The 20,733-nt window shown below is 43.2% G+C and carries 14 protein-coding genes and 3 pseudogenes; 4 read left to right on the forward strand and 13 right to left on the reverse strand.

Annotated elements, in window-relative coordinates; translation table 11 throughout:
* Positions 1-8: 8 nt before the first annotated feature.
* Entirely contained in the window at positions 9-1,610 is a 1,602-nt protein-coding gene (locus tag C4K46_RS01595; protein ID WP_209626683.1) for a type I restriction-modification system subunit M, read from the reverse strand.
* 120 nt (positions 1,611-1,730) lie between these two features.
* Between C4K46_RS01595 and mazE the strand changes: the two genes are divergently transcribed.
* Together mazE and C4K46_RS01605 are read left to right on the forward strand one after the other, a co-directional pair.
* Positions 1,731-1,946, forward strand: coding sequence for a type II toxin-antitoxin system PemI/MazE family antitoxin (gene mazE / locus C4K46_RS01600; RefSeq protein WP_209626684.1), 216 nt, complete (start codon positions 1,731-1,733; stop codon positions 1,944-1,946).
* Complete coding sequence (locus C4K46_RS01605; RefSeq protein WP_209626686.1) at positions 1,936-2,277, forward strand: type II toxin-antitoxin system PemK/MazF family toxin; 342 nt, start codon at positions 1,936-1,938, stop codon at positions 2,275-2,277. The genes mazE and C4K46_RS01605 overlap by 11 nt, the downstream gene beginning before the upstream one ends.
* Before the next feature lie 64 nt (positions 2,278-2,341).
* Here C4K46_RS01605 and C4K46_RS01610 read toward each other — a convergent pair whose 3' ends face one another.
* From C4K46_RS01610 to C4K46_RS01635, 6 genes are all read right to left on the reverse strand, one after another.
* The gene (locus C4K46_RS01610) at positions 2,342-3,547 is read right to left on the reverse strand and encodes a restriction endonuclease subunit S (protein WP_209626688.1); all 1,206 of its coding nucleotides are present in this window, start codon (positions 3,545-3,547) and stop codon (positions 2,342-2,344) included.
* Between the two features lie 9 nt (positions 3,548-3,556).
* Positions 3,557-4,984 carry a YecA family protein gene (locus C4K46_RS01615; RefSeq protein WP_209626690.1) on the reverse strand — a complete coding sequence of 476 codons (1,428 nt, stop codon included), beginning with the start codon at positions 4,982-4,984 and terminating at the stop codon, positions 3,557-3,559.
* A 52-nt stretch (positions 4,985-5,036) separates the two neighbouring features.
* Entirely contained in the window at positions 5,037-6,017 is a 981-nt protein-coding gene (locus C4K46_RS01620; protein ID WP_209626692.1) for a hypothetical protein, read from the reverse strand.
* Positions 6,018-6,187: 170 nt separating this feature from the next.
* A complete protein-coding gene (locus C4K46_RS01625; protein WP_209626694.1) occupies positions 6,188-9,184 on the reverse strand; it encodes a type I restriction endonuclease subunit R, EcoR124 family in 2,997 nt (998 codons plus the stop codon).
* Positions 9,185-9,451: 267 nt separating this feature from the next.
* On the reverse strand, positions 9,452-10,150 hold the full coding sequence (locus tag C4K46_RS01630; RefSeq protein WP_209626696.1) for a 3-oxoacyl-ACP reductase: 699 nt from the start codon (positions 10,148-10,150) through the stop codon (positions 9,452-9,454).
* On the reverse strand, positions 10,143-10,379 hold the full coding sequence (locus C4K46_RS01635; protein ID WP_018370992.1) for a DUF2829 domain-containing protein: 237 nt from the start codon (positions 10,377-10,379) through the stop codon (positions 10,143-10,145). Before C4K46_RS01635 ends, C4K46_RS01630 begins: the two co-directional genes overlap by 8 nt.
* Before the next feature lie 166 nt (positions 10,380-10,545).
* Between C4K46_RS01635 and C4K46_RS01640 the strand changes: the two are divergent.
* Both C4K46_RS01640 and C4K46_RS01645 read left to right on the forward strand, forming a co-directional pair.
* Positions 10,546-10,737: pseudogene (locus C4K46_RS01640) on the forward strand (type II toxin-antitoxin system HicA family toxin).
* Positions 10,738-10,776: 39 nt separating this feature from the next.
* Positions 10,777-11,154 (forward strand): type II toxin-antitoxin system HicB family antitoxin, encoded by a 378-nt coding sequence (locus C4K46_RS01645; RefSeq protein ID WP_209626698.1) that lies wholly within the window; start codon positions 10,777-10,779, stop codon positions 11,152-11,154.
* A gap of 353 nt (positions 11,155-11,507) precedes the next feature.
* Here the strand turns inward: C4K46_RS01645 and C4K46_RS01650 are convergent, their stop codons facing one another.
* The 6 genes and pseudogenes from C4K46_RS01650 to C4K46_RS10685 form a co-directional block, all read right to left on the reverse strand.
* A complete protein-coding gene (locus C4K46_RS01650; protein ID WP_209626700.1) occupies positions 11,508-12,239 on the reverse strand; it encodes a TraX family protein in 732 nt (243 codons plus the stop codon).
* A gap of 86 nt (positions 12,240-12,325) precedes the next feature.
* Positions 12,326-13,735 carry an amino acid permease gene (locus C4K46_RS01655; RefSeq protein ID WP_209626702.1) on the reverse strand — a complete coding sequence of 470 codons (1,410 nt, stop codon included), beginning with the start codon at positions 13,733-13,735 and terminating at the stop codon, positions 12,326-12,328.
* Between the two features lie 315 nt (positions 13,736-14,050).
* Complete coding sequence (locus C4K46_RS01660) at positions 14,051-16,045, reverse strand: ABC transporter permease (protein ID WP_209626704.1); 1,995 nt, start codon at positions 16,043-16,045, stop codon at positions 14,051-14,053.
* Entirely contained in the window at positions 16,038-16,805 is a 768-nt protein-coding gene (locus C4K46_RS01665; protein WP_209626706.1) for an ABC transporter ATP-binding protein, read from the reverse strand. Before C4K46_RS01665 ends, C4K46_RS01660 begins: the two co-directional genes overlap by 8 nt.
* Positions 16,806-17,180: 375 nt before the next feature.
* Positions 17,181-19,607: pseudogene (locus tag C4K46_RS01670) on the reverse strand (SpaA isopeptide-forming pilin-related protein); the annotation flags it as partial.
* A 555-nt stretch (positions 19,608-20,162) separates the two neighbouring features.
* Positions 20,163-20,594: pseudogene (locus tag C4K46_RS10685) on the reverse strand (Ig-like domain-containing protein); the annotation flags it as partial.
* Between the last annotated feature and the right edge of the window lie 139 nt (positions 20,595-20,733).

The following is a 20,733-nucleotide window of genomic DNA, read 5'->3' on the forward strand; positions in this document are numbered from 1 at the left end:
ATTTTCTGCTAGTTCTTAAAGCGCTCTATAAAACTAGCCAAGTCCGCTTCTGCTTCTGGACTAGTTCCCTTAAGCTGACCCAGCATACCCAAGAGGTCTGCTGTCTTTTGCTCAATGGTTTCATTGGTCTCATTAATCTTGCCTGCAATATCCGCTAGAGGTTCGACTTCCTCCTCCTCAAAGGTATCGACATAACGAGGAATATTGAGATTGTAGTCATTTTCGATAAGCTCCTCAAAAGTCGCCAGATAGGCAAATTTATCCATATTTTCCCGACTCTGATAAGCTGCTAAAATCTTCTCGATATGACGCTCTTCCATGATGTTTTGATTCTTGCCCTTGGTAAATTCCTTAGAGGCATCAATAAAGTAGACATCACGCTCCTTACGGTCCTTCTTCAAGATAATAACCGTTGTTGGAATGCTGGTATTGAAGAAAATATTGGCTGGCAGGCCAATGACCGTGTCAATCGCCCCTTCTTCTAGCAAGTGCTTGCGAATCAGCCCTTCGGCATTGCCCCGAAAAAGCACCCCATGAGGCAGGACAATGGCCATGACACCACCATCTTGCTTGAGGTGATAATAGCCATGTAAGAGAAAGGCAAAATCAGCCTTGGACTTGGGAGCTAGTTTACCAAAAGGCGAGAAACGGGGGTCCTGCAAGAAACCACTATCTGCCGACCATTTGGCAGAATAAGGAGGGTTCATCAGCACACCGTCAAAATTGGTCGGCTCTTGCGTCGGCCAGTCCTCATCTAGGGTGTCGGCATTGTGTAAATATTGATTTTCAATGGGGACACCATGCAAAATCATATTCATGCGCGCCAAGTTATAAGTCGAGGTATTGAGCTCCTGGCCAAAGTAAGAAACCGTATTAGGCTCATGACTGTATTTCTTGGCATTGAGAAGCAGAGAGCCCGAACCCATAGTCGGATCATAGAGAGTAAAGCCCTTTTTATCTTCACGTCCTAAAAGGGCAATCCGGGTCATGAGCTTGGCTACAGGCTGGGGCGTGTAGAACTCACCCGCTTTTTTGCCCGAGTCGGTCGCAAACTGACCAATCAGATATTCATAAGCATCGCCCAGCATATCTCCAGCATGCCCTGCCACCTCTAACTCTGCTAACTCTTTCATAACTGCCGCAATAGTCTGATTTTGCTTTTGCGGGGTCGCTCCTAGCTTTTTAGAGTAGAGGTCAATATCTTCAAAGAGATTTTCAAAGAGCTCATCGTCTTGCTCAATATTACGAAACCCCTGAGCCAAATGCTCCAGCTGAAAACTGCTATCATTGATTTCTTGTACCAGAGCTGTAAAGGTCAAATCAGGCTCAATGGCATAGGACATCTCGTCCTTGACAACCTCAATCAAGTCATCATGGGTCTCAGGATCCTCATAGTAGCCACGATAGAGCTCAAGCGCCTGCGCTAAATCGTCGGTCTCCTCCTCCATGGTCCTGGCCACAAAAAAGAGCATCTTGTCCGACAGATACTTGTAAAAGACCATGCCCAAAAGGTAGGACTTGTAGTCATTGGCATCCATTTTTGAGCGAAGAATATCCGCCGAATTCCAGAGCGCTTGATAGAGCGACTGGGAAGTTTGTAGTTCTGACATATTTTCTTTTTCTTTCTATATTTTTTGGGAAATGGCGGAGCTGTTAAGCACGAAGTGAAGTTGACATTTTTTCCTTAATAGTATATACTAGTATATACCAAAAGTAATAGGAGAGAAAAAATGACAACAGTTAAAACACGAAAAGTAGGAAATTCTGTCACAGTCACATTGCCAAAAGAATTTGGTATTCCAATTGGTCAAGAATTCATCATTGAAAAAGGAAGGGGAGATACGCTTATCCTAGCACCAAAAAGGAAAAATCCTTTCGACGGAATAACCGATCTATCCATGGAAGATGACTTTGCAGAAGTGAGGTTACTAGATAGTGAGTTCTAAGTATGTACCTCAAAAACAGGATATTATCTGGCTTGATTTTGACCCTGCTGTTGGTAGAGAAATTCAAAAGCGTAGACCTGCTTTGGTCATATCAAACGATAACTATAATAAGCAAACAGGTTTAATAGCTGTTTGTCCCATTACTCGTGGACAAATAAAATTACGTAAACAAAATTTGTTAATTGATATTGTCTCGGATAAGGTGGACGGTGCAGTTAACCCTTTGCAAGTCTATACCTTTGATTATAAAGCGAGGAAAGCGACTAAAATTACCGAATTAGACGACGAATCCTTTATTGAAGTCATGCAACTAGTTCGATATATCTTTTAAAGAAACCTTCCCAGCGAATCCGCTCATCATGAGCGGATTTTTTGAGCGGATTTCTACATCTTTCCTACACAAACATCTCCTGCAAGAGCTTTTTCTTCAAGGTCTCCAAGTTCTCAATCTTGGTTTGGTAAGAGGCAATTAAGTCATCCAGATTGGTGAAGAATGCGCCGATAGCGCGTTGCTCAGGGAGGGAGGGAAATAGAAAAGTATATTTTTTAAAATCTACAGTTGTAAAACTAGCTTGATTTACAGCAGGTTTAGTAATAGATTTTATGTAGTTCTTATATACGGGACGAAAAGTCTCTAGGAAAATAAAATACGCCTCAAATTCAGCTTTTACCGATAATTTAAGAATATTTGTTGTATATATTGTATCTCTTATTGGTTCCTCTGAAACTATGGTAGAGGTCCCCATTTTAGCTTCACTATTGATAAAATTCACTAATATGTCATTTTTATGAACTAAGTAATTTGCTGTATTTGCCCCTTTTGGGTCTTTCACATACCAATATTTAATATTATTATTTAAATCTAAAATACCTCTGCTTATATTATTTGCACGAATAACAGGCAAACCAATATCCTCACTAGATAGCTCCCGTGACAAACCGCTTTTCATGCTCAACAAAACATCACCTAACTGTACTTTCTCCCACTCACCCTCAAATCCTGCTAGGCGGATTTCGGGAACTTTTTGCCCATTTTTAGGAAACATCTTGGACAACATGGTCCTTTTAAAAGATTGGTAGTTGGCAAGATTGTCCTTGTAGGCCGAGAGCAAGTCATCAAGAGTAGCGAAAAGAGAACCAATAGCGGATTGCTCGGGGAGGGAGGGGAGATACAAAGATATTTTCATGAGAATATCCGCATTTAATTTCGCACGACCCCCTCCAACTAAATATTTTTCAAAATTTATACTTTGCAATCTATTTTTTAAAAAGAGTGTACTGAGTTTATCTTTATTTCCTGAGAGTACATGCGCATGATTATTTACCCAAACTTTTCCGTTTACATAATGAACTGGGTAGTTTTTTAAATTATTAGCTCCATCTTCTGCAATCAGCACATATTCTCCTTCATGCGTAAAGCCTTTAACATAATCTTGAATTCCATTAGCTCCATAATACGGCGTTTCTCCACTAACTCTTTCTGACGCGGTTATAGGAACCCTCAAATTATCAAATCTTTTCGTTAAATCATCAACGATACTAACTCTCCATTGTTCATTAAATTCTTTAAATCTGATATTAGGAATACTCTGTTTTGTCATAATATACTTCTATCTCCTTGTTTTTGCTCCGCAACATTTTTTATATTTTTTTCCACTTCCGCAAGGACAGGTCGAATTTCTAGGAATCTTCAAACTCTTTCGAGGTGTTTTAAAATATTGTGGTGAGGAATATTTTTCTTTCTCCTCATCCTGAAATAGTGTTGGGATTATTCCCACTTCTAAAAGTTGTAATTTTCTAAAATTATATAGAATCTCCAGTATATAAAATACTAGAGAGAAATTTTCTAAACAAAGTTTTGCAAAATCCATTAAAGAAATTCTAACTTTATTCATTCTATTTCCTCGTGCATCCTCAAAAGTAATTACTTGAGTAACATAATCTATATGATCATTATAATGCTGAATGGCATTGCGAATATTATTATTAAGATTACCAGTCGGGGTACTGAATGGTTCTTTATCATCTAAATAATTAGAAAATTCATTATACTTATTTCTAACCTTTTCTAAATTATTTTGATAATTTCTATCTTGTAAACACTTTTGAAAGTCACCTCTCACAAATATATTATTTAAAGCAATAATAATATTGATATTACGTAATATCCATTCATAACTTTCTACATAAAATTTTTTCAATTCTTGATAGTTTGCTGTTGTTATACCATATAAATCCTGATTGACAGAATCATATTTATTTAAATTTACTAATACAACAACTGGAATTAACTGAGGGTATATTTTAGACAAATCATCAAGTAAAATAAATGCTTTCTTCTCTATATCATCTATTTCATTATCAATATATTTTATATAAGATAAAACTGATTCCTTATACCGAGGTTCCAATATCTTTCTACCTAGTTCAGAATATTGCTCTAGTATACTCTGTCCAAGCACTGAACCTATTCCAGTGGTTGTTAGTAATAATTGATGTAAAATCATTATAGAATCAATTTTATTGTTTACTTGCGATAATACTAAAGGTGTTGGTAACTCTTTAAGTCTGATTTCTTTTTCTATTTCAGGATATAGATATTTTTGTTTTTGATTCCAAAATAAATTAAATAAGCGGATTAAATTTGTGAGCTCACCATTCTTTACATAATCTGAAAAATATCTGACATTTTCAGATATTTTCAGATATTTTAATGATTGTTCTTCTGAGCTAAATAACTGTATTTGTGAAATAAAAGGGCTCATACTATCTAAAAGTGCTTTTCTTTTATAAAACTTTCTTGTATTTAGCTCTGACGATAATTCTGAACACCAGTAAGGAAACTCTGGATTGTCTCCCTTATAACTATCTGCATTTACTAATTCTACTCTATATGGATTTAATTCGACAAAACCTGATATTTGTGTTTGACATTCAGGGCAGCTGATATTAAAGGGGATATCATAGTACCCCATTTGAATCCTAAGATTTATTACTTCTCCACAAGTTTTACAAACAATAAAATCATTCTTAGTCATGAAGTTTTATCCTCTCCATAAATTAACTAATCTAATATGGTATATTTCATACTTATTTATAATAGTCGTATTGAATGTCCATCTGACTTATAAATAAAGAATCTTGCTTAATAGAATTTAACACAGTGTTTCCATTGCTCTGAGTTACAACAAATTCTTTGATATTAATTGATTGAGTTATTTTTACTTCCAACTCTTTATCATGCGGAGTAATCAAAATTATTTTCCATAAATCAACTAAATAATCAATGTAGTGGTTATATATTAATGTTAAACTCTGAAACAATTGTAAATCAAGCCATTTAATTCTTTTATACCACTTTCGGGTTCCATCTTCCTCTACTTTTTTTACTACATATGAAAACGCCTCTCCATTAGCCGAAAATTTTTCTCCAAAAGAAAAACCTTGTTGTGATTGTCTCATATAGAGACCATGTTTAAATACATTATATATTTCATTGTCTGATACAAAATTTGCTGCAAATTTTAATAACTCTTTGTAATCTGTAACTATTTTTTTGCGAGTAGTATTAGCTTTTTCACAATAACTATTTAAAATACTCTCTCCTCCCATAAAAACATCAACAATAATCTTATCGTTTGTTAATTCTTCATTCATTGTATTGAATTTACCATTTTTGATATTCTCAATATTTCTTTGGTATTCCTTAATACTCAAATATCTTAACTCCATAACCGGAGCTGGAGGAAATTTCGAATGAACAATGAAAAGTCTTAAAAAAGTTTCTAAACAATGAAAAGTTGTCATTGCTATTTCTGTATTGAAACACTTTCTGATATGTTCTTTATATTCTGTATTATTTTTAAATATTAATTCTACGTCTAATTTTTCTATAGATATTCCTTCTAATGAAGTATCTATATCATTTAATTGTTTATTGTAAACTAAAATCTTAGTAACAAAATAATCTTTTAAATAATTTTCATAAAAATTTTTATTAATCTCTAAAAATTGTTCTTTAACAAAATTTCTATATGGATTTTTCCTCTTTTTACTATTCTTATTATTCATTATCATCTTCCTAACTTTCCCCATTCAAGGATAACCACTTTATCCTCCTCCTTCCATTATACCAACATTTCCTTCATATTTAAAGCGCTATCAGCAAAGAAACCGAGCATTTGAGCCCGGTTTGTGGATTTATTGGTTATCGAAAAAAGACTGGTTAAAACCACTCCCCCCTACTCCCTCCTCATCAAGGGCTCGAGGTCTTGGATGAGTTTGATATAGGATTCTTTGATGGCTTTTTTGTATTTGAGGGGGTTGAGGGCATCCTTGGTTTCTGCCTTGTAGTCTTGGTAGCGCTGGCTATCCTTGAGCTCACTCTCGCCGATTTGCTTGCTTCTACCCTTGCGGTAGTTTTTGACTAGATAGGCCAGCTCTTCCTGGCCGATATACCAGGTTTTGGCTAGGTTTTCAACCTTCTGGTCTATCAGGGAGTCAATCATATCTTCTAGGAGGGTGGTCACAGATTGGTCTTGGTAGGCGGTCGGCTGGGCCTTGATATCCTGCCAGAGCTGGGCGATAAGGTCGGCCAGGGCTTGATTGGTCTTGGAGAGGTCTAGGATATAGTTATCGACTGTTTCCAGGTCCTTATGGGTCAGTTCTTTTTGCTGATTGGTCTCTTGGGGGATAAAGGCCTGAATCAGAGAGAGGATGTAGCTGTAGTTGATTTCATCAATCTGCACAACCTCTAGTTCGTACATGATATCTAGGGGTTCATCGTCTAGCTCCTCTTCCTGGCGCCTACGCTTGAGCTCGGCAAGGACATTTTGATAGGTGGCTAGGTAGTCAGCTAAAAGGTCCTCATTTAGGCCTGTCTCAGCATAAAGACTAGCCTCCTGATACTGGGAATAAACCTGAATGGAAGCAAAGGCTTGGTCAAACTCCTGATAACTCTTGGCAAACTGCTTGAGCTGGGCTGTTTCTGCCTGCTCGATATCTAGGCCAAAGCCGACTTCATCTGTGATAAGTTGACGGAAATTGTCTAGTTTTTCGCTAAAGCGCGCTCGCTCTTCCTGCCATTCTGGAGCGAGGACATAGGATTCTCCTCCTCTAGAGTAGAGGCGCAGGGCCTTATCTACCGCTTCTTTAAAGGCCAGGGGTTGCTGGAAGGTCACTATCTGCCCGTACTTTTTCCTAGCGTCAAAGATTCGATTGGTCCGGCTAAAGGCCTGAACCAAATCCTGGGGCTGCATAGGCTTGCGGTCGATGTAGAGGGTAGAAAGGGAGGGCGAGTCAAAGCCTGTCAGGAGGCGATTGACGACAATGACTAGGTCTAATTGCTCGCTTCGGTAGAGGAAGCGGTCTTTTTTCCTAGCCAGGCGCTCATTGACATCGCTGTTAAAGGCCGCCAGGTCAGCCAGACCAAAGTGGGTACCGAAATCTTGGTTATAGTCGGCGATGGAGGCCTTCATGGCCTCTTGGTTATGGCAGGAATCCTCTTCATTTTCAGTGACCGAGTAGGTAATGGTAAACCTTGGGAAGTCGGGGAGGACCCGCTTGGTCTGCTCAGAGATTTTAAGCCTACTTTGTCCAGCCTTGACCTTTTTGAGGAGGTCATAGTATTTCTGGGCTTGGGCGATTGATTTGACGGTCAAGAGGGCCTGGTAGGTTCGGCCGACACCGTTTTGAAAGCCCAGCTTTTTCTGTGATTGGTTGAGGATAAAGTCTAGAACCTCTAGCATGTGCTCCTCGGTCTCATAGACACTATCTGGAATGTCGCTTTCAGGCCTCTCTTCTGGGGTAAAGAAGGTGCTTTTGTACTCGACCCGAAAGCCGAGGACGGCCTGGTCATGGATGGCTTCCTTAACGGTATATTCGTGGAGACTCTTGCCATAGAGGGCCTCGGTCGTCTGCTCTAGGTCTCCTAGTTGCTTACGGCGGTTTTCACCGAAAATCGGCGTTCCTGTAAAGCCATACCAGAGGGCCTTGCCAAAGAAGGCTGAAAGTTTGCGCTTGGCCTGGGGAGTCACAGCCCGGTGACATTCGTCCACGACAAAGGCTAGATTGAGCTGTTTTATTTTGGCCGCTTCACGCTGGTACTTGCCCTCTTCAAACTTACGCAGCATGGTATTTATCTTTTGAATGGTGGTCACAATCACGCGCTTGTCGTCTCCCTTTAAGCGCTGGATTAGCTCATGGGTATTGTCCGTCTCATCAATATCAAAGGTGTCATTTTCTGCATAGGAGGAAAAGCTAGAAGTGGTCTGCTGGTCCAAGTCTTTTCGGTCAACAACGAAAATGGTCTTTTGAATGGAGGGAATTTGCAGGAGATTTTTGGCAACCTTATAAGAGGTCAGGGTCTTACCTGAGCCTGTCGTATGCCAGATATAGCCTGACTGTCGCTGATAGCTAGCATCCTGAATGGCCTCAATAGCGTGTATCTGGTAGGGCCTTAGCAGGATGATCGATTTCTTTTCATTATCAATGACCGAATACTGCATGACCATCTGGTGGGCCCGAGGAATGGAGAGGACCTGGTCGGCAAAGCTATAGATATCTAGAACGGGCTGATTGTCGCTATCGACCCACTTGGTCAGAAAGCGGGCATTGAGCTTATTTTCCTTGGCTGCTGCAATATAGCGTGTATCGGTGATATTGGTGACGACAAACATCTGTAAGCTAGAATAAATCCCACGAAAATAACCCTGGGCCTCGTATTTAGCTATTTGATGAAAGGCCTCCATAAAGGCTCTTTGCTTACTTTTCAGCTCCAGCTGAATCATAGGTAGGCCATTGATTAGAAAGGTCACATCCAAACGGCGGTCCCTGTCTTGCTTGTCTGGTCGGTCTCGCTGGACTTGGTTGACAATCTCATAGACAGACTTGCCCGCTGCTACATGGTCCCTAAAGAGGACATCTAGATAGACCTTGCCCAGTCTGGCATCTTCACGCTGGACCTGTACTTTGGCAATCCCATTTTCCCCGGCTATCCACTTGGCTGCCTCATAGTAATTGACAAAGTTGAGCTGGTTCTTGATTTGTGCCTGCTCCTGCTCGGTCAAAGGCACATCGTTTAAGACCCTGCTATTGTTTTGAGATAGTTTTTCAAAAAAATTGTCCCAGAGTTGGGCCTCCGTTTTCAAGTCTGCTCGATAGGTCCACTGACTCTGACCAGAAGTTAACTGGTCAATCAGGGCTTTTTCAATTTCTACTTCTTCTTTTTTTCTTACCATCCTAATCCCCTCAAATCTTGATTTGCTGATTCTTATTATAGCACAAATTTGGCCCGCTTTGAGAGGAGCCAGAAAAAATAGCTGGCATGATAGGGAGGAAAGATGCTATCCTGCTTTACTAGCTTTGGATATGCTTGGTGTGATGTGGCAGTCAAAGAGTTGTGGAGGATTAAAAAATCCCTTTCCAAGCGGGAAAGGAATTTTGGGTCTGGTCGGGACTAGAAAGCTAAGATATGTCACTACCGATAAAGCCTGAGTTTACTAGTCTTATTTCAAAGACCAGCCGCCGTCAAGGGTCAGGATTTGTCCCTGCATGGCTTGGGCCTGGCCTGAGGCCAGAAAGAGGCTGACCTCTGCTACTTCTTTGGGCTCTAGCCAGCGTTTGATGGGGGTCTGGTCGGCCACCCAGTCGGCCAGGCCTCCTGGCTCAAAATCAGCGGCTGTCATCTGGGTTTTGACGGCACCTGGGGCTAGGCCAAAGACCTGTATCCCCTTGTCGGCATAGTCCAGGGCCACCTGCTTGGTTAGGCCGGCCAGGGCATGCTTGGAGGCCGTATAGGCTGCTCCTCCTCCACCTGCTAGGTTGCTAGCAATAGAGCACATATTGATGATGATACCAGCTTTATTTTCAACCATTTCGCTTAGATAAAAGCGGCTGATTTTCATGGCAGCCAGGAGGTTGACAGAAAAGAGCTGCTCCCAGGCCTCATCGCTTGTTTCAAGTAGGGGCTTGTAGTCATCTAAGACGCCTGCGGTATTCAAAAGGAGATCAACTTGCGGTAGCCAGTCAAAGAGGGGGCTTAAATCGCCCGTCAAATCCAGCTCTAAAAAGTGAAAGTCTCCCTCTAAGACTGGTTGGGCCTGCTTGTCTACTCCATACACGCGCCAGCCATTTTCCAAAAAGAGCCGCGCTTGGGCAAGGCCAATCCCTGAGGAGACACCGGTTATCAGGGCTGTTTTAGTCATGGACTTCTACCCAGTCAGTCGCAAGCACATCGCAAGGGGTCGGGCTCCACATGGAAAAACCCTCACCCTCACCTGTAACATTGATAAGGAAGTAAGGCGTCACCTCAAGGGCCACACCATTTTGTTCAATGGTATCAAAGAGCTGGACATAGTTTTCTGCGCCACCCCAGCCCGTGCGGACATACTTTTTCTTGGCCTTTAGGCCTGGTAAGATTTCTTCAAAGGTCATCTTGTTCTTCTTTCTTTAAATAGATTTAGCAACACTCTTATTATAACATAAGGCGATTGGGTGTAAAAATGAAAGAACTACTTGCCACGAGAAAAAAATTAAATAAAATCATTGACTTTTATGCGTATAATGCGTATAATTACTAGTGTAAGGAGGTAAAAGCGCTATGCCACTTACAGGTAGAGAATTGGCGAAACTAGCTAAACAAAACGGGTGGATATAAATCCGAACAAAAGGTAGTCATCACCAATTCAAGAAAGAGGGATTTCCTTATCTAGTTACTATTCCTATACATGCTAACAAGGCTTTAGGAAAGGGGCTCGAGCAGAAAATCCTGAAAGATTTGGGACTGAGATAGTCCCTCCTCTTTCAAATTTTTTAAAGGAGGTAGGTATTCATGTTAAAAAGTTATCCAGCTATTTTCCATAAAGAAAGTAGCAGTTACTGGGTAGAATTCCCAGATTTTGCTGGAGGTACTGAAGGTGATAATCTAGAAGAAGCCATGAAAAATGCCCACGAAATGCTAGAGAGTGCTCTAGCAGCTTATATTGATGAAGGTATGGACTTGCCTAGGGCAAGTGAAATTACTACCCTTAAAGTAGAAGATGGTTTTACAACAATGATACAAGTTGACCCTACTCCATTCATCAAAAATAATAAAGCCATTAGAAAAAACGTGACGGTCCCTGAGTGGCTTATACGCCTTGCAGACCGTGAAAATGTAAACTATTCCGAGGTACTTACTCAAGCATTGGAAAAACAACTACAAACCTAGCCTGACTGTCAGTCAGGCTTTTTTAGATAAATAATATTATATATTTCCTTCTTGCTATATCACAATCCTGCATCTCTAAATTCTCGGATTATCTGTTTAGATAGACTATAATCAGATTTATTGGAATTATTTTATACTAGGATTTCTACGATTAGACGAAGAATAACTAGCATAAGAGACTGGGACATCTGTCTCCAGTCTCTAGAAATCTTAGTTTTAGGGCAAGACAAACTAGTTGCATTCAGCTTGCTCGGGTTAGGAATCAGCCACTATTTATAAGTTCCTTCTTTTAGATTGCTTCCTTTTTCAAATCCTCCTTGACTGACTTGAATCTAGTTTGCTTCTTGCAATTTTTACTTGCTCAGCAAGGCAGCTATCAGGGCCAAGAGCCAGAGGTGGGCGGGGTAGAAGATGTAGAAGAAATATTGATTAAAGCGGGTCTTCTTTCCCTGCTCCCCATTATAGAGGGCCAAAAATGGCAGGACGGTGATAAAGAGGAAGTCTGAATTAAATAAGAGCATCTCCAAGGTCACAGCCCAAGTATCATAGAGTTGGAAGCTCATCAGTAAAAGGAGAAAGCTCAGAGCCAGATAGGCTAGATTTCTAAGCCTCTTCTTCTGTCTCAAACCTGCTGTAATCAGCATGAAGAGTAGAATGACTATGCCTCCTTCCACCAAGAAAAGGGCTGGAAAAAAGAGGAGGACACCTAGCAAATAGGACCACATTTCCTTGCCCTTGAAGGGTTTGAAAAAGAGGGTCAGGAGGGTCACTCCGACAGCCAGGGTCAGAAAGATATTATTGGTCAGCACGATGCCCTTATATTCAAAGATCCAGTTGAGCAGGAAATTGCCTGTGGCCATCAAGAGAGAGCAGCCATAGAGGCGGGTCAGGTAGGCCTTGAGATTGGAGGTGTGAAAGAAGGCTTCTACGGCATTAAAGGCAAACCAGACTGCCACGCAGCGGGTTAGGGCGTGAAAGACAGAAACCCAAAGAAGAGGGAGGAAATTAGGCAGATAGTGAAGATGGTCAAAAACCATCAAAAAACCCATCAGGTATTTGATTTGTGTTCCATTTAATTTTTTCATTTTTTTGTCCTTAATCTTACTTGTCAGATGGCCTGGTTATGGGGAATTCTAGACTGGTTCTTTTTATCTTAAAGTAGGTCTTACTTTTACTTTTCAGGTTGCTTTGCTTGATTGAGCTCCGAATGTCTATAACCATAGGCAAAGTAAATCAGACTACCCAGGACAAAGACGCCCAGAAAAGCTAACCAGGTAGCCCGAGTGTATTGGGCCATAAAGGAGAGGCAAAAGAGAATAGATAGGATAGGGAGAAAGGGAACCCAGGGGGTTTTAAATTCTCCCTCTTTGGGAAGGCCAGTATCTCTGCGGAGTTTGAGCAGTCCCAAGGCCAGCATAATCAGATAGGCCAAGGTCACGATATTAACCAGGCTGGCTAGGACCTCCAAGGGAAAGACACCTGCAAAGAGGGCTGCAGTTGCCCCGACCAGAATGGTCGCATTGCTAGGGACCCTGCTCTTGGGGTGAATATGGCTAAAGGTCTTGGGCAAAAGTCCATCGCGGCTGATAGAGTAAATCATCCGAGCCAGACCAAAGGTCATGGCAATGCAGACGGTAATTAGGGTCAAAACAGCTACTAGGGCGACATAGTTGGCAGCCCAGGTCAGGCCGACCGAGCGCAGGGCAAAGGCGACGGCATCTTCGACATTGAGCTGGCTATAGTGAACAACTCCGGTCAGGATGAGGGTGACGAGGACATAGAGTACAGTGACAATGGTCAGGGTCAAAATAATGGCCCGAGGAATCTGTCTCTGGGGATCCTTGGCCTCATCGACAGCCATGGACAGGGATTCGTAGCCGAGAAAGGCGAAAAACATGATGGAGGCCCCAGCCATGATACCACTCTGGGCTCCTAGAAAGCGACCAAAGCCATAAGGAGCAAAGGGTTGCCAATTCTCCGGCTTGATAAAAAAGAGACCAGCCAGGATAAAGAGGGCGAGAGCCGAAAATTTAAAGAAAACCAGGGCTGAATTGAAACGCAGAGCCGCCTTAGAATTTAGCAGGACCACTCCCGTTACTAAAACCAAAACTAGGATGGGGAAGAGGTCGATATAGGTCCCCTTATCCAGATTAAAGGAGCCATTGAGGGCCTGGGGTAGGCGCCAGCCAAAGCTGGCTAAGAGGCCCTTGAGATAAGAGCCCCAACCAGAGGCGACCCCCGAAATGGCTGCTAGAAACTCAATAATCATAAACCATCCGGCTAGCCAGGCAGGATATTCACCAAAGGTGGCATAGATATAGGAGTAAACTCCTCCAGTCGCTGGTATCCGCGAGGCAAATTCGGCGGAAAAGAGGGCCGACATGGCGATAGCTGAGGCGGAGATGACGATTGAGATAACCAGGGCCGGTCCTGCATGCTTGGCTGCTCCAATCCCTGTAATGGTAAAGATACCTGTCCCGACAATGGCCCCAATCCCTAGTAGGATTAAGTCCTTTAAGTCCAGGTGGCGTTTGAGGTGGTTGGTCCTTTGGCTACTATCCTTTTTTCTAAAAATAGACATCACTTTTTTGCTAGTGCTCCTTCAGTTCATAAATCTAGGCCCTGATACCTTCTAGCAATTTAAGATTGAAGCAGTCTAGCCAGGATCAAAGCTGGCTAGATAGGCTCAAAATGAGGCCCTGCGACAATCGAAATTTGCTTGCAATATCATTTGGCACGATTTGTCTATTTTATCATAAGCTCAGAGCTTTTGACAAGAAGCCGGTCCTGCTTCTAAAAATCAAGCAGGAACAGACTAGGGAGCTGGGAAGGAATAAGCAAGCTAGGCCAGCCACAAAAGTTTTGCAAGGAGCTTTTCTAGGTCCACAAACCTCTCCTAATTAAGAGAAACAATCTTGCGGTAGGACCTTGAAGTCAAAGTAAAAACTAGGATATAAACAAGCAGGAAGGCAGCACAGGTCCCTAGTGTAACCATTAGCATCAGGCCAAAATTATAGGTACCCAGGATAATTTGCAGAATTAGACTAATCATGTGGTAGGCAAAGGCTAGGTGCACAAAGGCAAAGATGAGGGGGAGGAAAAAGACGGTCAAGACTTGCTTGCGAATGGTGGAGCGAATCTGGTCTTGGTCCAAGCCCACCTTTTGCAGGATGATAAAGCGGTCTCGGTCCTCGTAACCTTCTGAAATTTGCTTGTAGTAAATAACCAGCACTGCTCCTAGCAGAAAGACTACTGATAAGAAGATAGCGATAAAGAAGACACCCCCGACCAGACTGTAAAGTTCTGTCTGCACTCTCTGACGACCTATAATCTGGATGTACTTGCTGCTATCAGTAAAGCCACTCATTATCTCCTTGGCAATCTGCTCTAATTTTTCCTCATAGTCTTCCAAGGTCTTTTTATCTCCATCAACATCTAGGTAGCCGTAGACTTGGGAGGCATTCATCTTGGTTTGCGGGATTTGGACCTGTTCAGGATCCTTGACCACCATATAAAAGAGTTGCCTAGTAACCATTTGATAGGAATTAGGAAGGCGACCAGCCGCAAAGTCTTGCTTGAGCAGCTCTTTTATCTTCCAGTTCTGGCCTTCAACTTGTAGGTCCTTGCCTTCTTCGATTGAGCCACTGGCTGACCAGACAGCTGCTTCTTGATCGGCTAAGTCCAGTTTTTGACCGGTCAACTCTTGATAATCACTAGCGGAGAAAACGAGGAGGACACCGAAGGGAACCTTCTGAATTTTTCCTTCTGTCTTGTTAAGGTTAAATTGATTATTGGCTAGACTATCAATGCTTGCTGTCCGATAATAGTAGATATGGGACTTTTTAATCTGACTCTGACTTTCTGTCTCAAAGCGCTGAAAAAGCTCTGCTACATCTGCCTGCTCTAGGCTGCGACCTGTGATATTAAAGTCGGCTGGAGCGGTATTATCAACAAAGTTTTTTGAACCAGCATAAATGGAAACTCCTACTGTCAGACAGACTAAAATCATGGTAGACAGGATAGAGATAGTTGCCAGACCGACTGCATTTTTCTTCATTCGGAAAATCAGATTGGAAACCGAGATAAAGTTATTAGGCTGGTAATAGTAGGTCTTCTTCTTTTGCAAAATATGGAGAAAGACGGTCGTTCCTGCATTGAAAAGCAGGTAGGTCCCTAGGATAACTAGGAGAACAGCCAGAAAGAAAATAAGAATGGCTGACAAGGGGTTCTTCACACTTAAGGCAAACCAGTAGCCCATACCGGTCGAAATAAGACCGAGCAGGGTCTGAAACTTGAGAAAGCGTCCCTTCTTCTCCCCACTAATCCGCTCCTTGCTTAGCTGGAGGGGATTGAACCTGAGAATGCGAATCCCATTGACAAACATGAGAAAGGCAAAGACCAGACCGTAAAAGACGATGGTCCCAATCAAAACGGGGAGCTGAAAGGTCGAAACCAAGCGGACCGGAAAATGAATCAGCTTCAGAAGAACAGCATAAATCAGCTGATCAAAGAGGAGCCCTAGACCCAAACCTAGACTGACTGTAACCACACCAAAAAGGAAGAGTTCCTTGAGGACCATGGATAAGAGGTGACGCTTGTCCAACCCCAGCATACCATAGACCCCCATTTCCTTGGAGCGGTTCTTCATGACAAAGCTATTGGCGTAAAGGACAATAACGCCCGTTGCAATCGAGACAACGAAAACCCCCAGAGCCAGGACAAACTGGATGCTGTCTGCCCCCCTCAAATCTCGGATATGAGGGTTGAAGGTTAGAGACATGAAAATATAGGTAATCGCTACTGCTATACAGGTAGCCAGGGCAAAGGGATAGTAAAGCGTACGATTCTTGATTAGGTTAGAAAGGGCTAACTTGCTGGTTAATTTAAACATGACTTTCTACCCCGCTTGCCATCAGAGTTAAGGTAGCCGAGATTTCCTGGAACATTTGACGTTCGGTCTTGTCCCCGCGGAAGATTTGATTGTAGAGGATACCATCTTTGATAAAGAGGACCCTCTTGGCCCGGCTGGCTGCTGCGGTCGAATGGGTGACCATCAGAATGGTTTGCCCCTGGTTATTGATGTGGTCAAAGACATCTAAAAGGGCAGCTGAGGATTTGGAGTCAAGGGCCCCCGTTGGTTCATCAGCCAAAAGAATTTCTGGCTCGGTGATAATGGAGCGGGCTACGGCCACCCTTTGCTTTTGCCCACCAGAAATTTCATAGGGGAACTTTTCTTGCAGGCTATTGATGCCCAAATCATTGCAGGTCTCAACCAGCTTACGCATCATCTCGGAAATGGGTCTGCGAGATAAAACAAGGGGCAAAAGGATATTGTCCTTAACTGATAGGGTATCTAGCAGATTGAAGTCTTGAAATACGAAACCGAGTTTTTCCCGCCTGAAGCTAGAGGCTGCCTTATTTTTAATGGTTGCTGTATCGACATCATTTAGAAAGACCCGCCCTTCGGTCGGCTTATCCAGCATAGCCAAGATATTTAAGAGGGTCGATTTACCAGAGCCCGACTCTCCCATAATGGCTACATATTCGCCTTTTTCGACAGTGAAATGAATATCCTTCAAGGCTTCCACTTGACTTCCTTGAAAACGAGTTTTATAGATTTTTTTAACATGTTGAACATTTAATAGTGACATACTCTAACCTCTTTTCTATTATATATCCATCATACAGTAAAAAAAAGCAACTTTCCATAAGTTAATCTTTCATTTTTAGGTAAAATCTTACAATTCTGTAAGACAAGAAAAAAGACTCTGAATAAAGAAAGACGGAAATAAAGGACCTTAAACCCTGGAAAGAGAAGTAAAACTAGTCGGTCTTTGGCCTCTAGCATGGACTGATAGATAAGTGGGCGTTTTTAAATATGGATAAATAAAGGCAAAAGAAAAAGGACCAGGAGTCACTCGCTAAAAGAATGCTTCCTAGTCCTTATAAAGTTCTTTATCAAAGCTGTGAACAAGTGGCCTGAGGTTCTTGCTAGGTTTACTAGTCCCAGTCTTGTCTCTTAGTTATTAGAACTGTTTTCCTTTGGTCTTGTAGACCAGGTAAGCCAGGCTAGCCAAGACCAAGCCCATTAGTAGGAGGTGGATAGAAGCCTGACTACCGGTGGCTGGTAAGACTTTCTTGGTCTTACCGGTCCTAGTTTCAGTTCCTGGATCCCTCTCATCTGATGGAGCCTTCTTCTCATCCTTATTCCCTGGATCTTTAGGGCTCTTAGGGTCAGCCAGTTGGTCGGTAATCACCAACTTGCCATTCTTGTACTCAACCGCATTGCTGTTGGTGTTAAGAACGGTGATAGTGCCGTCATAGTTGACCTGGAAGGTGATGTCCGTCACTGCCAAGTAGCCAGTTGGCGCTGCTTCCTCATGGAAAGTATACTTGCCTGGCTTGAGGTCTACTTCCTTAGACTTGTTCGCCTCTGACGTCCACTCGCTAACTGCAGTACCGGTAGCTGTCTCGCCTGCGTAAATCTTGATTTGAGCACCAGCGATTTCTTGACCGCCGAGATTAACCTTGGAGAAGGTCACCTTACGAGGGTTTTCGTCGTTTTGGTCAGTGATAACTAGCTTGCCGTTCTTGTACTCAACCGCGTTGCTGTTGGTATTAAGAACAGTCACGCTACCGTCATAGTTGACCTGGAAGGTGATGTCGGTCACAGCTAGGTAGCCAGTTGGCGCCGCTTCCTCATGGAAGGTGTACTTGCCTGGCTTGAGGTCCAACTCCTTAGACTTGCCAGCCTCTGAAGTCCACTCACTAACTGCGGTCCCAGTCGCTGTCTCGCCAGCATAAATCTTGATTTGAGCACCAGCGATTTCTTCACCACCAAGGTTGACCTTGGAGAAGGTCACCTTGCGAGGGTTCTCGTCATTTTGGTCGGTAATCACCAACTTGCCATTCTTGTACTCAACCGCATTGCTGTTGGTGTTAAGAACAGTCACACTACCGTCATAGTTGACTTGGAAGGTGATGTCGGTCACAGCTAGGTAGCCAGTTGGAGCTGCCTCTTCATGGAAGGTGTATTTACCTGGCTTGAGGTCCAACTCCTTAGACTTACCTGCTTCTGACGTCCACTCGCTGACAGCAGTTCCAGTAGCTGTCTCGCCGGCATAAATCTTGATTTGAGCACCAGCGATTTCTTGACCGCCAAGGTTAATCTTGGAGAAGGTCACCTTACGAGGGTTCTCGTCGTTTTGGTCAGTGATAACTAGCTTGCCGTTCTTGTACTCAACCGCGTTGCTGTTGGTATTAAGAACAGTCACGCTACCGTCATAGTTGACCTGGAAGGTGATGTCGGTCACAGCTAGGTAGCCAGTTGGAGCTGCCTCTTCATGGAAGGTGTACTTGCCTGGCTTGAGGTCCAACTCCTTAGACTTGCCAGCCTCTGAAGTCCACTCACTAACTGCAGTGCCCGTAGCTGTTTCGCCTGCATAAATCTTGATTTGAGCACCGGCGATTTCTTCACCGCCTAGATTGACCTTGGAGAAGGTCACCTTACGCGGATTTTCATCATTCTGGTCGGTAATCACCAGCTTGCCGTTCTTATACTCAACCGCATTGCTGTTGGTCTTAAGAACAGTCACACTACCGTCATAGTTGACCTGGAAGGTGATGTCAGTCACTGCCAAGTAGCCTGTCGGCGCTGCTTCCTCATGGAAGGTGTACTTGCCTGGTTTCAGGTCCAACTCCTTAGACTTACCTGCTTCTGAAGTCCACTCGCTAACTGCAGTACCGGTGGCTGTCTCACCAGCATAAATCTTGATTTGGGCACCAGCGATTTCTTCACCGCCAAGGTTAACCTTGGAGAAGGTCACCTTACGGGCCAAATCATCTGTCTTGTCTGTGACTGTCAGCTTAGAGCCGCTGGCTTGGACATTATTGCTCTCTCCCTTGGCGTCTTTCTCACCAAGGTTGGTCACTGCTACTGTTCCGTCCTGCTTGACTTCAAAGACAATATCGGTAACCTTAAGCAGACCATTAGGTGCTGCTTCCTCATGGAAGGTGTACTTGCCTGGTTTGAGGTCTAATTCCTTAGACTTACCAGCTTCTGAAGTCCACTCGCTAACCGCAGTACCGGTGGCTGTCTCGCCGGCATAAATCTTGATTTGAGCACCAGCGATTTCTTGACCGCCAAGGTTGACCTTGGAGAAGGTAATCGGGTGGGTCTGGGTCGCTCTAACATTGACAAAGTCCCTAGTCACTGTCTTATTAGCGCCAAAGTCGCTAGGACTAATCTTGATTTCCTGGTCTGACTTTTGGTAGCCAGTTGGCGCCTTGGTCTCTCTCAAGGTATAGTTATCCTTCAAGAGCTTGTCAACTGTGGCCATCCCATTACTATCCGTGGTAATCTTTCCGACCACTACCTTGGTAGCATCACGAACCACTTCAAACTCTGCTCCCTCTAAGGGTTGGTTGGCGTCGTTGGTCTTGTGCAGGGTAATACTAAAGGTATAACCTTCTGCACTACCACCAGCCACCTGATAGTTAAATGAAGCCTGGGAACCGTCTATCTTGGCACCGTCTACTAATAAGGACGAGTCATTAACAAACTTTTCACCGTCAGCTGGGTTATAGGAGGTTGTAACCGCATAGCTAATCAGGTAACCAGTTGTATTATCAACATTGCCCAAGTCTAGTGAGAATTTTCGGTTGCCGTCAGAATAGGTCGGTACCTTGTCAGATACTTCTTCAACTTCGCTCTTGGCCCAGTCGCCATTGTCCCAAGACCATTTCAATTTATAGACCTTGAGGGTGGCAGGGTCAATAGAAACTCCAGGATTTTCATCACTGATGGCATCGGTGATGGTCGTATTTCCAAGATTCTTCATACTCCGGTTAACGGCGATGTCATAACGGATAGTGGTGCCGTCCTGCCAACCACCCTTTTCAATCTGAGATTCATAGGGCTTGGGCGGGCCGTTATAGTGAACATTTCCCCCATCTACTGTTTTTCCTTCAACCGTAAAGGGAAGAGGGATATCGGCTTCTTCCTTGACCTGCGTATGGTCCACAATGGCATAAAAGAAGAAATTACCAGTAACTCCTGAGTGCTGGGAGGCAAAGTTGGTATAAGTCAGGGTTACCGTTTTGGCATCCCGATTGACAGTCGCCTTAGCCACCACGACTCCACCAGCATTCACATCAAAGGTCGTATCTGACTGGATGGCTAGCTGATTTGGTAACTGGATAGTTGTGGTATCCCCCTCATTGACAGTGTTGTTGGGAAGAGTAAAGGTCGCATTGACCCGAAAATTCTCCCAGATACCAACGCCGCCCAGGGCATTGCCAGAGCTGTCTGTAACATTGATTGAGGTGATGATATCAGCAACTGTCTTGGCCTCAACCTTTTTGGCACTGGACAGGGCTGGTAAAAAAGCTCCTAAAGTTAGGACTAGCAATTGCAACCATGTCGCAAATTTCTTTTTCATTCAAACTTCCTTTCTATTTATATTGTTTCCTTATCGCTAGGCGAAAAGGGGAATGACCGGCCTAGCAAGCATTTCCTCCTTTAGTAAATGTTTGATTCATAAACTAAAATGCGCACACCGATACAAGAATATTCTACCA

This window comes from Streptococcus oricebi (assembly GCF_017883985.1).
GTDB lineage: Bacteria > Bacillota > Bacilli > Lactobacillales > Streptococcaceae > Streptococcus > Streptococcus oricebi.

Excerpts from the sequence above, each read along its gene's own strand:
- C4K46_RS01595 (WP_209626683.1), bottom strand. The coding sequence starts at position 1,610 with ATGTCAGAACTACAAACTTCCCAGTCGCTCTATCAAGCGCTCTGGAAT.
- mazE (WP_209626684.1), top strand. The coding sequence starts at position 1,731 with ATGACAACAGTTAAAACACGAAAAGTAGGAAATTCTGTCACAGTCACA.
- C4K46_RS01610 (WP_209626688.1), bottom strand. The coding sequence starts at position 3,547 with ATGACAAAACAGAGTATTCCTAATATCAGATTTAAAGAATTTAATGAA.
- C4K46_RS01615 (WP_209626690.1), bottom strand. The coding sequence starts at position 4,984 with ATGACTAAGAATGATTTTATTGTTTGTAAAACTTGTGGAGAAGTAATA.
- C4K46_RS01620 (WP_209626692.1), bottom strand. The coding sequence starts at position 6,017 with ATGAATAATAAGAATAGTAAAAAGAGGAAAAATCCATATAGAAATTTT.
- C4K46_RS01625 (WP_209626694.1), bottom strand. The coding sequence starts at position 9,184 with ATGGTAAGAAAAAAAGAAGAAGTAGAAATTGAAAAAGCCCTGATTGAC.
- C4K46_RS01630 (WP_209626696.1), bottom strand. The coding sequence starts at position 10,150 with ATGACTAAAACAGCCCTGATAACCGGTGTCTCCTCAGGGATTGGCCTT.
- C4K46_RS01635 (WP_018370992.1), bottom strand. The coding sequence starts at position 10,379 with ATGACCTTTGAAGAAATCTTACCAGGCCTAAAGGCCAAGAAAAAGTAT.
- C4K46_RS01645 (WP_209626698.1), top strand. The coding sequence starts at position 10,777 with ATGTTAAAAAGTTATCCAGCTATTTTCCATAAAGAAAGTAGCAGTTAC.
- C4K46_RS01650 (WP_209626700.1), bottom strand. The coding sequence starts at position 12,239 with ATGAAAAAATTAAATGGAACACAAATCAAATACCTGATGGGTTTTTTG.
- C4K46_RS01655 (WP_209626702.1), bottom strand. The coding sequence starts at position 13,735 with ATGTCTATTTTTAGAAAAAAGGATAGTAGCCAAAGGACCAACCACCTC.
- C4K46_RS01660 (WP_209626704.1), bottom strand. The coding sequence starts at position 16,045 with ATGTTTAAATTAACCAGCAAGTTAGCCCTTTCTAACCTAATCAAGAAT.
- C4K46_RS01665 (WP_209626706.1), bottom strand. The coding sequence starts at position 16,805 with ATGTCACTATTAAATGTTCAACATGTTAAAAAAATCTATAAAACTCGT.